Source organism: Paenibacillus sp. LRG-1 (genome assembly GCF_057220305.1).
In genome coordinates this window covers 2,657,530-2,670,306 of sequence record NZ_CM170126.1, presented here as the reverse complement: position 1 = coordinate 2,670,306, position 12,777 = coordinate 2,657,530, and the positions used below count along the sequence as shown (strand labels likewise).

Sequence of the window (12,777 nt, the reverse complement as noted above, 5' to 3'; positions counted from 1 at the left end):
CATCCTTTCATCTTGTATAACTCATCCTGCTACTAAAAATCCCCTCAGTACTACGTTACTATTATAATGTAAACCCTTACTTTTGTCGCTCGTCATCTTTTCCATTTCCACTTTTTATACATTTAAGTTGACTAACTTAAAGAATGTGGTACATTTAAAATTGCTTGTTAAAAAACTTTGACTTGAATCAGAGGGTGATTTTACGTGTGTGAACATGCTTATCGAATTTTGTTGTTTTACAAATATGTCAACATTGAAGATCCTGCCACCTTTACGGCAGAGCATCTGGCTTACTGCAAGGAGCTGGGCGTCAAGGGAAGAATCTTGATTGCTGCGGAAGGAATCAACGGAACACTGTCTGGTACAGTAGAGCAAACTGAGCAATATATGCGTGATTTGCGCGCCAATCCGAAATTCCACGATATCGTTATTAAAATAGATGAGTCTGACGGTCATGCGTTCAAGAAAATATTTGTACGCCATCGTCAGGAGCTTGTTACGCTGCGTCATGAAGATGAGCTGGACCCTAATGAAATTAGCGGTAAGCGTCTGTCACCAAAGGAGTTTTATGAACAGCTTCAAGATGAAGATGTAGTTGTTCTGGACGGACGTAATGACTATGAATATGACATCGGTCATTTCCGTGGGGCTATTCGCCCCGAAGTCGAATCGTTCCGTGAATTTCCACAATGGATTCGCGACAATATGACTCAGTTCAAGGACAAGAAAATCTTGACGTACTGCACCGGAGGTATCCGTTGCGAAAAGTTGTCCGGTCTTCTGATCAAAGAAGGATTTAACGATGTAGGCCAGTTGGATGGCGGCATTGTGACTTACAGCAAGGACCCGGAAGTACAAGGACGTTTATTTGACGGTAAATGCTACGTGTTTGACGAACGAATCTCGATTCCGATCAATCATACGGATGAGGAAGTCATTGTTGGCAAGTGCTTCCATTGTGAAACGCCTAGCGATCATTATATCAATTGCCCAGTGTGCAATCTCCAGCATATCGTATGTCCGGATTGCGAAGAACAGCATCAGCACTATTGCTCTGACGATTGCCGAACCAAAGCGGAAACCGTGGCTACTGCATAAATCAGCAGCATCATTAGTTCATTATAACAAGAGGGATGCCCTATTAGCCGTTCAACATGGCTGTGGGCATCCCTTTTGTTGTTTTCACAATAAGTGTCGAAAGCTTCATAGTATGTACCTATGACCTTGATTGTATTTTCATCTTGGACGGGCTCGAAAGTAGCGTTTTATAATGGAAAATGTCATTACAGAAAGGATGGGTGGAATTCATGATTCAAATCGTACTTTCAACTCTATTATCCGTTATCGTTCCGCTGTCCATTCCGGTGATCGCCGGATTTTTACTCGGCAAATTCATGAAGCTGGAAACGAAACCGCTCTCGACTTTGTATTTATATTTTTTAAGCCCCGCAATGATTCTGGACACGCTACTCAAAGCACAGCTTTCCTGGCATGATGTGGCGCAGACTGCCGCTTTTTCAATACTGAACCTACTGCTGTTGTGGGGAATTGCACAATTAGCGGGGAAAATCTTTAGACTGAGCACTCCGGAAACGGCTGGACTTACCTTAATCTCTACGCTGACCAATAGTGCAAATTATGGCCTGCCCCTTATTTTACTTGCCTTTGGGCAGCTCGGTCTGGATAAAGCCTCCGTGTATGTCGTCATCCAGATGATTATGGTCAATACCATTGGCGTTTACTTTGCAGCCCGCTCTGAATTTTCTGTTCAAAGTGCTGTTAAGTCGGTGTTTTCACTTCCTGCGATCTATGCAGCTCTACTTGCCATGGGATTGCGGTTGCTGGACTGGCATCTTCCCTCAGGGATTCAGTCAGGCGTCTCGATGATTGCTGCCGCCTATTCTCCAGTCGTGCTTGCGATCCTTGGTACCCAGATGGCTTATGTAAAAATATTCAAGCTGGAGTCGTCTATTAAAAAAGCCAGCTATGCCGGACTAACAATTCGGCTTCTGCTCTCGCCGCTTGCGGCTTGTCTTGCTATGCTGATACTGGGAATTTCAGGCCTTTTGTTCTCCGTTCTCTTCATTTTGGCCTCGATGCCGGTTGCTGTGAATGCTGTCATTTTAGCAGAAAAATTTAATGCATCGCCAAAACTGGTTTCCACCTGCATCCTGTGGAGCACGCTTGCCTCATTCCTGATTTTGCCTATTCTGATTATGTTGGTAGCAGGTTAGCGAGCAAAAAAGACTCTCTACACCATAGAGAGCCATGCGCGATTCTGTCTCCATTCTACTTGCACAGGCGTTTCAAAAAAAGCACTAAGCGTTTCACTGCTTAGAATATCAGTCGTTTTACCTTTGGCAAATACCGTGCCCCGGCGGATTAGAATCGTATGCGTGTACATCGGTAGAATTTCTTCGATATGATGTGTAACATACAGTAAATTCGGCGAAGCCGGCGACTCCGATAACTGGCGAACGCTATCCAGCAATGCTTCCCGGGAGAAAAAGTCCAAACCATTACACGCCTCGTCCAAAATCAGTAGCTTGGGCGAGGCCATTAATGCACGGGCGATAAGCACTTTTTGCTTTTCTCCCTGTGAGCATCCCTGATACAACCGATCCACCAGATGAGCACACCCCAGTTGCGTCATAAGCTGAACGGCCTGTTCATAATCTGTATCCGTCGTCTGATCATAAAGTCCAATGGAGGCAAATTTGCCACTAATGACAACATCCTGCGTACGCTGACTCCCATTAATTCTTTCCTGTAAAGAGGAACTGACCCAACCGATAGATTTGCGCAGTTCCCTCAGATCCACATCTCCAAAGGTATGGCCCAATACACCGACACTACCTGTGGTTGGCCATATGTAACCGTTAATCATATTGAGCATCGTTGTTTTACCTGACCCATTCAAGCCGAGTACAGCCCAGTGCTCTCCCTCAGCTACCTGCCAATTGATTTGGTCCAGTATGGTGCGGTTATCTCTCTTCCAGCTTACATTGTTAAGTTCAATGACAGAATTCATGGCATACATCCTTTCTATTCGTCGTATCATCAGATGTTTATACGCATAGTAAAGATCATCGTTAGTACGTCTAGCTTCTCTTTCATGTAAGCATAGCATAGGGTCACTGGTTGTTCAATTTTAAATAACCCACTCCATTGTTCATATAGGAGTGGGCTCAACATGTACTGCTCATGTAAATTCTCTCGCTTCATCTACTGTTTCTTACGTTCGCGAAATCGACGTACCTTCATCAAATTACCGCACATCTTATCGTCGCAAAATCGCTTTGACCGATTTCGGGTATCATCGTAAAACACCCATCGGCAATCGGTGTTATCGCAAATACGAATTCTGGAGCCGCCGCTATTGACGAATGCCTGGGCAAAATCGGCTACCACCTCTGCCAGCACTTTTTTCCAACCATTTGCCACAGGTTCCAGCACAATGTTGAAATGCTCATCCTGTTGCTTTAATAAGCGAGTGACCGGCCCCCCTTCTATCATCTTCCGGTTAATCGTATCCACCAGATCAGATGTCATTTGTCCTCCGGAAGTCAGGTGCTCAGCGAAGCTACGCAATTCCCGCCGGAGAATTTGCATTTCTTCGATATCTTCTGCACTGGCTGGGACCGGAGCGGAAAATTGCCACTGTATGAGAAAGTCATTTTGCCATTCCGGCTTCAACAAACGATCTTCTGAACGCCCGCTACCTCTCCAGTCATGCCATTCGCTGTTTACAAAATCAGTCCAAAGTGTATTCAAAAGAGTTCCCCCTACCGCCTGTAACCACTAAAATCATTTTAACTGGTTGCAAATCTTATTTTGTCATGCTACATTATTAATTGTAACGATTTATTCTACATTTAGCGAGTTACATCCCTACAAAAGGAGTTGGGTTAGGTGAGCCGAGATCGAGTAAATATGCTGGTATTGCAAAGAGAAAATTCATGGGATAAGGAAGAATGGATTGTTCCTCTTGCCGCAGCACTTCACGGTGTGAATACACAGGAAGCCACTTGGACACCACCAGGTGGAGGAAACACGATTTGGCAAACGGTTCGTCACATTAATTATTACAATGAGCGTATTTTGAGACGTTTAACTGACCGACCTGTAAGCTCAACTGGAATAAGCAACGATGAGACATTCGGTCCGCCAGGGGATACTGAAGACCATGAAGGATGGCAGAAGACACTGAAAGAAGCAGAAGCTATTGTAAACCAACTGCTTGTCGCCATTACTGCTTTGACTGATGCTGATCTGGATAAGCCTTTCGGCTCCGAAACTCTCGGTGCAGAATTATCGCGGTGGACGCTGCACGATGCATATCATAGTGGACAAATCGTACTTATACGTAAACAACTGGGTACTTGGCGCGTTTAAAAATAAATATCCTAATTAAAAAGGATGAATTATGAAATATTCATCCTTTTTTCTGTATTAGCTGCTGGCAATGAAGCAATCTACTGGTCAAGATATTTTTTCTTTTTTTGAATCTTTAATTACATTCTTATTTTTATCTTTACTCTTATCTTTATTCTTGTCTTTATTTGTATCTTTGCTTGGGACGGAGACTTTCCTTTTTTCATTAGCCAGTCGCCAATAGCTTAACACTTTACTGTACATGGACTTATCTGTTAATTGGTTAAAAATATATGGGTCCGGCTTCGTATTCACCTCAATAATCCACGGGATAAAGCGATGATCCAGTCCAATGTCCACACCAATTTGCCGGAAATTCGGATATGTTTTTTGCAGTTGTTTGGCGATGGTAAGACCCAGTTCATTTAGTTTCTTGACCAGCTCCGCCTGTTTGCTTTGCGATAAATGGGATTTTAGTAACTGCTCCAAGGCCATCGGCTTACCACCACTATGATAGTTAGTCACGATTTTACGAGGATGACCAAGACGTCCAATAATTCCGGTAGACTCCCATAGCCCTTTTTCATTCCGCTGCACCATAACCCGAATATCAAAATAACGCATTTGATGGCGTAGTAAATGGATTCCCTTTTGAATGAGATAACTTTTCTTCCCCGTATGTTTCGATAGGCTGGTATATAGTGTATCCAAATGTTTGAATTCTTGACGCGTTTCCTCATATTGATAGGCGAAACGCTGGCCGGCCTCCTGCTCTACTCTCATTACACCTTTACCAAAGGTACCTCGCTCGGGTTTTACATAGACCATACCGTATTTCTCCAGCATTGACTTCAAATTTGCTTTGTTATATTTGCGAGTTTCTGGTACATAAGGTTTGATGCTTCCATGCTGGAGCAACAATTGGGTTTTATGCCATTTGCTGCGCAACGCCTGCGCTTTTGAAGAATTCACTTGCCCCTCTCCTCTCTACTCTCAGGTAGAACGCTCCTGTTAAAAAAGATCAATCTATCGTATGCGCTAACTCCCCATTCGAAGCTTCATCAGCCCTGTCCTGCATAGAAATGGACGTTTGACCTTGCCCGGTCGAAAGCGCCTGTCCAAGCATACGATATTGTGAGACGCTGGGAGCATATATTTGCACATATAGGGAGTGAATAACATGTCAGCGCAATCGGATGGGCCACGGAAGGGTTCCCTTACAATCGATGTTCTGATTCCCGCAATTGATAAAGATATTGCCACACTACCGCTGGTGATTGATAGTCTGCGCCGTCATGTGCAGCACCGAATTGGAAATATTTATATCGTTTCACCGCAAAGCACCGGGATTCGCCGTCTGTGCGTAAACAAGAAATGTACATTTATAGACGAAAAAACGGTGCTGCCCATCACCAAAAAACATATTCATTACGGGACAACGCGCTGGGACCGCTCAGGCTGGCTGTATCAACAATTGCTCAAAATGAATGGCGACAAAATCAGTAAAGCCTCTTTTTTTCTCGTCATTGACGCGGACACGATTTTGATTCGTCCACATACGTTCCGTAAAGACGGAAAAACGATTTTTTACTACCGCAGCTGGAGCCAGCCTGAGTATTTTCGCACCTATCACAAGTTGATGGGCGTTAAAGCGCCCTCACCAAAGTCCTTTGTTACTCACTATATGCTTTTTGAAAAAGCGCGGCTTACCCAGCTCAAGCAAGTTATCGAGGCCCGACATGGAAAACCTTGGTACAACGCAATTATCCACAGTATAGACCGGACAAAACAGTTTGGGTTTTCCGAATATGAAACGTATGCCAACTATTTATACAGCAATCAGCCCTCTCGGATGATTTTGCGCAAGTCATTGAATAAAGCGCTTCATAGTCGGGCTTCTTCCCTGTCGCAAAAACAATTGGATGTCTTGGCCAAGAGCTATCGCTCCTTATCTTTTCATCAACGCAAGGTGTACCAGCTTGCTCCAAAAACAAAGATTGAATCATCGCTAAAATAGTTCTTAAAATCCTGCAAAATGATGCAGTACAATGGATCTGCATTGAAGGAGGAAACGTCCGTGCGCATCGTATTGTTATGCGGTGGTGCCGGAAAACGGCTATGGCCACTATCCAACGAAATCCGGTCGAAGCTGTTTCTCCGGTTGTTGTCCGCTCCTGACGGGCGAAAGGAATCTATGCTCAGCCGGGTGTACCGTCAGCTCACCTTAGCCGGGCTGGATTCCTCAGCCCTGCTTCTGGCTCATCGGAGTCAGGTAAATCTAGCCTTTCGCCATACAGAAGGTCGTCTGCCCGTTCTAGGCGAGCCTGCCAAACGGGGAACCTTCACCGCAGCTGCACTGGCGGCTGCTTATTTTCACACCAGAGGCACGGGGCTGGATGAAGTTCTCTGCATTGCTCCAGCGGACATGTATGCAGGGGAGGATTTCTTCCATAGCATAGCAGCGCTCTCCGGCTTATTGCTTGAGAGCGGAGCCGATCTGGCTATGCTTGGGACAAGGCCTACTCATCCCTCCGACCAATACGGCTATGTCGTTCCGGGTCTGCAAATGATACGGGAAGGGAAAACTTCTTATGCGCAAGTTGCCCGCTTCACAGAAAAGCCGGATCTCTCCGGGGCACAACAGCTTATTCATCAGGGCGCGCTGTGGAACTGTGGTGTTTACGCTTTTACATTACGGTATATGCTGTCCTGTATGGAGCGAAGTTATTTGCCGCTGAACGATAAAGCATTATGCGCAATGTATGATAGCCTCCCGGTTCGCAGTTTTGATGAGGAGATTGCAGAGCGTGCCGAACATGCCATCGTCCTGCCCTACGATGGCGAATGGCACGACATCGGCAACTGGCAGGCCCTAACAGAGCAGCTAAGCAGCCAAGTGATCGGGCGTGGACAGATTAGTGGTCAGACTCTTGGTACGCACATCGTCAATGAGCTGCCCTATCCAATTCATGTCATTGGCGTGGAAGATATTATTGCTGCTGCGAGTCCCGACGGCATTCTCATTGCGTCCAAGAGCCATGCCCACGTAATCAAGGAGCAGCTAGGTAAACTTCAACTTCACCCCATGCATGGTGAAACCTCTTGGGGCAGTTACCGGGTGCTGGACGAGTTTGATCATCGGAGTCTGAACGATATACTGGCCATACGGCTGACGGTACTGCCAGATCACCGCTTGAATGGCCGTATTCACGGCAGTGGACTTAAAGTATGGACGATTGTGTCCGGTCGTGGAGAGGTCATGCTGAACGGAGAGCGTTTTGCTGCCGCAAGCGGTTCTGTATTTAGCATTCCGGTTGATACGTATCACACGATCCGTGCCGATCTGGATACACCACTGGAGCTGATTGAGGTACGTCTGGGGAACAGCTTGGTGAATGCCTTCTATAAATCCGAGGCCTGACAACACATAGATCAGGATTTTGCAAAATTCGATTCCAGTCGCTCCAAAGTGCAATATATAGACGAACTAGAGCATTGCGATCTATATATTGTTCATTGGAAGTCGCTTATTAGATTTTTGCAAAATCCTCAGATATAACATAGCACGCTACGGATTCTGAACGGAGGTCGCACATAATAAATCGCTCCTGAGCAAGGTGAAAAAATCCTTGCTCCAGAAGCGATTTTATTTTGTGATGCCATATTTTCTTGAGATAATAGTTCTAACCTTGGCAGATAAATATACCTCGTTGCCTTTGACTATTCCGGCTTCTTTTAAAAAATGCCGGACAATCTCTAACTGATAGTGTATGCGTACTTTCTTGGGCAGGCTCCAACCCGTTTCCACGGTAACCGCGCGTGTACCTAAAATGCGGGCTGCAGCAGTGCGGGAGGAACCTGGGAGCTCATGCAGCCGAATGTTGAAATGTCGGTCGCTCACCTGGATGGAGCGATTCATTCGCTTAATAATCCGGCGAACCGCAGGAACCACCGAATTGGCTTTGTTGGTGATTAGCGTTTGACCAAGCACCTTGGAATCCTTTTGTGACAATCCGTTAGCCTCATGCAAGTCGAGATACCATTCCGGTTGATGCTTTTGTGTTAATTTGAATAGAGCAGCGGAAAGTGGTTGTGTTGCCAGCTGCTTTTTTTTGCGCGGAAAGGTTCGATTAAGATCAGGTATTCCTCTAATCCGTTTGCGGTAAGCCTCTTGATTTACAATCGGTACAATTATAAGCTTACCCTGGCTAAATCGCAGTTTTTGCTGATTCAAAAGCTTTACCAGTTTCTCAGCAGCTCGTATGCTTGCTATTTCTTTACCATGTATTCCCGCCACCACCATCACACACGGACCTTTCTGTGCCCCTGTGGCTATATAATAAGGAGTTGCCCAAGAGCCCTTTCCGAGCATATACCGTTTAACCTGCATTCCCCTCACCTCCGTGTAGGCTGTCGTTGTCCTCTCTTTTGTTCTCGCCGACGGATGATTTCACGGTATAGTCTTAAGTAGTTACTGGTCATCTGTTTGTTGGTAAATCTTTGAGTCACATACAAACGCAGCTTCGCTGGTGACGGGTAGTTTTTTTGCTGTGCTTTTCGTGCCATTTGGCTAACCGATTTGCAAATCAACTGTGGAAAGCCCGAGAGCACCTCGGGAACGGAGCCGTTTTTTAATGCCAGCACCGGTGTTCCACAAGCCATGGCCTCAACCATAACGAGTCCAAATGGCTCTTCCCACAGTGTCGGAAACAACAGACACTCTGCATGTTTCAGCAATTTCTGTTTCTGATCGCCTCCAACTGCCCCCACATAGCGTATATTCGGATTACGCTGAATTCGTTTCTGAATCTCTTTGCGGAAAAATTCTGGAGCTTTGATAGGACCTGCAATAAGCAGTTTTTTTCCTGTTCGTTCTGCAACCTGAATGGCCTGCAATACACCTTTATTTCGTATAATTCTGCCCATGAACAGCAAGTAGCCACGCTTCTCACTGCTGAACTCGTATTCATGTGTGTTAATGCCGTTATAGATATAAAATCCTTTGCCCCTGCCCATCAGCTGACGTGCTCGTTTACTGACATATACCGGGTTTTTACCGTGTCTCTTCACTGGAAGATGAACGGTGCATACTGATGGACAAGGCAGCTTCCTACGCCCTACAGCAGAACGAAAGGTATGATCATGAATGATATGTGTGTCGGAAGGCATATGCCGGAGTACATATTGGGGGATCTGACTATGTTTCAAACCCTTGGGATAGGTAATCAACCGCGCACTGCTCCTGCTCCCAAGAGCGGCAAAAAGAGATACATGATGCCCTCGTCTCACCAATTCCTCAGTTAATTCATGCACGACCTTTTCCGTGCCGCCCTTGTTGGAGGGTACCGGCTGTGCATCTGGATAGTTAGAAATGACCTGAACAATGGTTAGACGCCGTTTTTTGAGTGCTTTATTCTGTTTTGAAGCCATACGAATTCCCCTTCCTGACCGGAAATACGGTGTGATCCTTACAATGTCAACGGGAATCAGAGCATACTCCCGTACAAGTTATAAATTGTAGTATATAGGTATGTATATTTTGCGTGATTGCTTGTGCCAATCGTCTGCAAGTCGCTTTTTGTCATACGAGCCTATCTATAAGTGGAGTCTATACAATTTGTCAAGCCAAAATTAAGGAGAAAATTCTCATCGTTTTCTAATAAATGAGGACAAAGCGTTGGGGTAACAGGTTTGTAACCATGAGTGGTAAATTCCGGATATTTTATTTGTGTTATTGTCATTTCAGGACATCAACACAATACGAATAACGGAGGAATTTATATATGAAACATACTTCTAAAAAATTGTGGATGGGTATTTGCTTTACTATGACTTTGGCATTGAGCGCAGGGAGCTTCGTCGTTGGACCAGCCACCACTCATGCTGCTTCGGTAAGTAAAGCTGATCGGATTATTTCTAAAGGCTCCCAGTTTATGGGCGTGCGTTATGAGCATGGAGCCCCAGCTGGCAATACAAGCTCTTTTGACTGCTCTTCATTCACTCAATATGTATTTGCACAAAATGGCATTAAGCTACCACGTTCGTCTAGACAGCAATCAACTGTTGGCACTTTTGTACCGCGTAGTCAGCTGAAAAAAGGCGATTTGGTCTTTTTCTATGCACCAATTCATCATGTAGCCATTTACATGGGGAACGGCAAAATTCTGCATACGTATGGTAAAGGCGGCGTAACGGTTACAGATCTAAATTCCGGATGGTGGAGTCGCAATTACACAACAGCACGTCGTGTCCTTTAGAATAAATTTTAGATGATAAAAAGGGCTGTCCCGCTAGTAGATATATCTACTGGAGGGACAGCCTTTCCTGTTGTCTTTGGGGCAGCGTGACGATGACTACCGTTCCTTCTCCTTCTACGCTCTCCATGCGTATCGTACCCTGATGGGCATCTGTAATTGCCTTGGCAATTGGCAACCCCAGCCCCGTTCCTCCGGTTTTACGATGCCTGGAGCTATCTACCCGATAAAATCGTTCAAAGACCCGCTTGATCTCGCCCTCAGGTATTCCGATCCCATAATCCTTAACCTGGATATAGACATCCTTTTCATCTGTAGATAACCCTATTTCGATCTCATCCGAGCTGTATTTTAATGCATTATCCAGCAGGATCACTAGCAACTGCTTTATTTTTGTCAGATTGGCATCCAGCCAAATTTCGTTCTCTTCTGTTAAAATAGAAATTTGACGATCATGTACAGGCTTGAGATGCGCTACCACCTGTTGACAACAACCGATCATTTCTATCCGCTCATGCGGCTCAGGATCTTTCTGCTGTGAGGAGGCAAGAGTCAGCAACTGCTGTGTCATCGTACGCATTCGCTGAGTTTCTTCATAGATCGATTCAATGGATTCCTTACGAATGTCCTCGTCACGCGTGCCCCACCGCCGCAGCATGTTGGCATAGCCCTCAATAATCATAAGAGTGGTGTTCAGCTCATGTGAGGCATCTGAAACAAACTGCTGCTGGCTCTGAAAGCTTTCTTCTAATCTCTCCATCATTCGGTTAAAAGTGGCGGTCATTTGGGACAATTCATCTTGATTATGACTGCCAGCGGGGATTTTTTTAAATTTCAAGCTTCTTTCAATTTCCTGCATCGTTTGAATACTACTGGAAATCGGCAGCAATATGGCATTCGCCAAAATCGTGCTTCCTACCAAGCTTAGCAACATAGCCCCTACAGTCGATGTGATGAGAATCGTATTTAAAATATCGAGATTGGTTTCGAGTGCATCCCATTTTTCCACGATTTCCAGCGTCCCCTTCTGATTGCCCTCCAGAGAAAGCACAGGCAGATGGATAACCAGAATTTTATGACCCTGTACATCTGTCAGTTGAGAGCTTTGAGAAGTGTTAAAACGTATATCGCCCAGCTTAAAGCGGGACTGGCGACTTACTTCATACAAAAGTCGGGATTGCTGATCAAATACCCTCAAAATGGTATCTCCAGAAAGCTCATCTTTCAGTTTGGGGCCCCATGCATTCTTCAGAATCATCGTGGGTCCGGTTTCGGCAATGATTTCAGTCCACTTATTTTGCAGCACTTCTCTTTCATTTCGCGTAGCGATTTTAACGAACAATAGGTGAACTGTAACATCCACAAACAGGAGTATCGACATCACTAAAATAGAACTGAGCAGGGTGATTTTGGTCCGAAGCTTCACTAGTCTTCCTCCCGGATGAAGTACCCAACACCGCGCACGGTTTTTATCAATTTCTTTTTGTATCCATGATCAATTTTTTTGCGAACATACCGGATATACACATCTACGACATTCGTATCACCGACAAAATCAAATCCCCACACGTCCTGAATCATTTGATCCCGCTGCAATACCTGATTTTTGTGCTCCATCAGATAAAGAAGCAGATCATATTCTTTTGGCGTCAGTTCGATTCGGTTTCCTTCCCGCACTACTGACCTGGTTTTGCGTTCCAACACCAAACTATCCACTTGGAGCCTAGACGGCGGCTTGTCCTCTTCTTGTAAAGCGGTAGCTGTTGGCTCCATTTGATGCCTCATACTGGCCCGCATCCGCGCTAATAACTCCTCGATCTCAAAAGGCTTCGTAATGTAATCATTGGCACCTTCATCCAGACCTGAAACCTTATCAGGAGTCGTGTTACGTGCAGTGACCATAATTACTGGTGTATGATTGTCCACTTTTCGAATCTGCTTCAGTACCTCGACCCCGTTCATCTCCGGCAGCATTACATCCAAAATGATGATATCCCATGTACGTGCTAGAGCTTTTTCCAATCCTTCTCTGCCCGTCTGTGCGATTTCAACTGCATATCCTTCATGGGATAACTCCAACTGAAGCAATCTGGATATCTTCTCTTCATCATCAATGACCAGCACCGACTTTTCCATCGCAAAACCACCT

13 protein-coding genes are annotated in these 12,777 nt (G+C 45.3%); 6 read left to right on the top strand and 7 right to left on the bottom strand.

Features of this window, described 5'->3' with window-relative positions:
• Window positions 1–204: 204 nt before the first annotated feature.
• On the top strand, window positions 205–1,098 hold the full coding sequence (trhO, locus tag ACUUJN_RS11955; protein WP_076160901.1) for an oxygen-dependent tRNA uridine(34) hydroxylase TrhO: 894 nt from the start codon (window positions 205–207) through the stop codon (window positions 1,096–1,098).
• A 209-nt stretch (window positions 1,099–1,307) separates the two neighbouring features.
• Window positions 1,308–2,234, top strand: coding sequence for an AEC family transporter (locus tag ACUUJN_RS11950; protein WP_053325370.1), 927 nt, complete (start codon window positions 1,308–1,310; stop codon window positions 2,232–2,234).
• Between the two features lie 17 nt (window positions 2,235–2,251).
• On the opposite strand, the gene ACUUJN_RS11945 is transcribed toward ACUUJN_RS11950, so the two are convergent.
• Entirely contained in the window at window positions 2,252–3,031 is a 780-nt protein-coding gene (locus ACUUJN_RS11945) for an ABC transporter ATP-binding protein (RefSeq protein WP_023988473.1), read from the bottom strand.
• Between the two features lie 194 nt (window positions 3,032–3,225).
• Window positions 3,226–3,774 (bottom strand): CGNR zinc finger domain-containing protein, encoded by a 549-nt coding sequence (locus ACUUJN_RS11940; RefSeq protein ID WP_023988471.1) that lies wholly within the window; start codon window positions 3,772–3,774, stop codon window positions 3,226–3,228.
• 138 nt (window positions 3,775–3,912) lie between these two features.
• Here ACUUJN_RS11940 and ACUUJN_RS11935 point away from each other — a divergent pair, with 138 nt between their 5' ends.
• Complete coding sequence (locus ACUUJN_RS11935) at window positions 3,913–4,395, top strand: DinB family protein (protein WP_023988470.1); 483 nt, start codon at window positions 3,913–3,915, stop codon at window positions 4,393–4,395.
• 87 nt (window positions 4,396–4,482) lie between these two features.
• Here ACUUJN_RS11935 and ACUUJN_RS11930 read toward each other — a convergent pair whose 3' ends face one another.
• Complete coding sequence (locus tag ACUUJN_RS11930; RefSeq protein WP_076265379.1) at window positions 4,483–5,346, bottom strand: YheC/YheD family protein; 864 nt, start codon at window positions 5,344–5,346, stop codon at window positions 4,483–4,485.
• A gap of 208 nt (window positions 5,347–5,554) precedes the next feature.
• On the opposite strand from ACUUJN_RS11930, the gene ACUUJN_RS11925 reads away from it, so the two are divergent.
• Both ACUUJN_RS11925 and ACUUJN_RS11920 read left to right on the top strand, forming a co-directional pair.
• Window positions 5,555–6,391: a DUF6492 family protein gene (locus tag ACUUJN_RS11925; RefSeq protein ID WP_076265378.1), complete on the top strand. Its 837-nt coding sequence runs from the start codon at window positions 5,555–5,557 to the stop codon at window positions 6,389–6,391.
• A gap of 60 nt (window positions 6,392–6,451) precedes the next feature.
• The gene (locus tag ACUUJN_RS11920) at window positions 6,452–7,795 is read left to right on the top strand and encodes a sugar phosphate nucleotidyltransferase (protein ID WP_023988467.1); all 1,344 of its coding nucleotides are present in this window, start codon (window positions 6,452–6,454) and stop codon (window positions 7,793–7,795) included.
• Between the two features lie 225 nt (window positions 7,796–8,020).
• Here ACUUJN_RS11920 and ACUUJN_RS11915 read toward each other — a convergent pair whose 3' ends face one another.
• Both ACUUJN_RS11915 and ACUUJN_RS11910 read right to left on the bottom strand, forming a co-directional pair.
• A complete protein-coding gene (locus tag ACUUJN_RS11915; protein ID WP_076265377.1) occupies window positions 8,021–8,764 on the bottom strand; it encodes a succinylglutamate desuccinylase/aspartoacylase family protein in 744 nt (247 codons plus the stop codon).
• Between the two features lie 5 nt (window positions 8,765–8,769).
• Window positions 8,770–9,804, bottom strand: a complete 1,035-nt coding sequence (locus ACUUJN_RS11910; RefSeq protein ID WP_023988465.1) for a glycosyltransferase family 4 protein — start codon at window positions 9,802–9,804, stop codon at window positions 8,770–8,772.
• Between the two features lie 353 nt (window positions 9,805–10,157).
• On the opposite strand from ACUUJN_RS11910, the gene ACUUJN_RS11905 reads away from it, so the two are divergent.
• Window positions 10,158–10,631 (top strand): C40 family peptidase, encoded by a 474-nt coding sequence (locus ACUUJN_RS11905; RefSeq protein ID WP_023988464.1) that lies wholly within the window; start codon window positions 10,158–10,160, stop codon window positions 10,629–10,631.
• Between the two features lie 46 nt (window positions 10,632–10,677).
• On the opposite strand, the gene ACUUJN_RS11900 is transcribed toward ACUUJN_RS11905, so the two are convergent.
• Together ACUUJN_RS11900 and ACUUJN_RS11895 are read right to left on the bottom strand one after the other, a co-directional pair.
• Window positions 10,678–12,054, bottom strand: a complete 1,377-nt coding sequence (locus tag ACUUJN_RS11900; protein ID WP_028541385.1) for a sensor histidine kinase — start codon at window positions 12,052–12,054, stop codon at window positions 10,678–10,680.
• Window positions 12,054–12,764, bottom strand: a complete 711-nt coding sequence (locus tag ACUUJN_RS11895) for a response regulator transcription factor (protein WP_075154156.1) — start codon at window positions 12,762–12,764, stop codon at window positions 12,054–12,056. Before ACUUJN_RS11895 ends, ACUUJN_RS11900 begins: the two co-directional genes overlap by 1 nt.
• Window positions 12,765–12,777 lie beyond the last annotated feature (13 nt).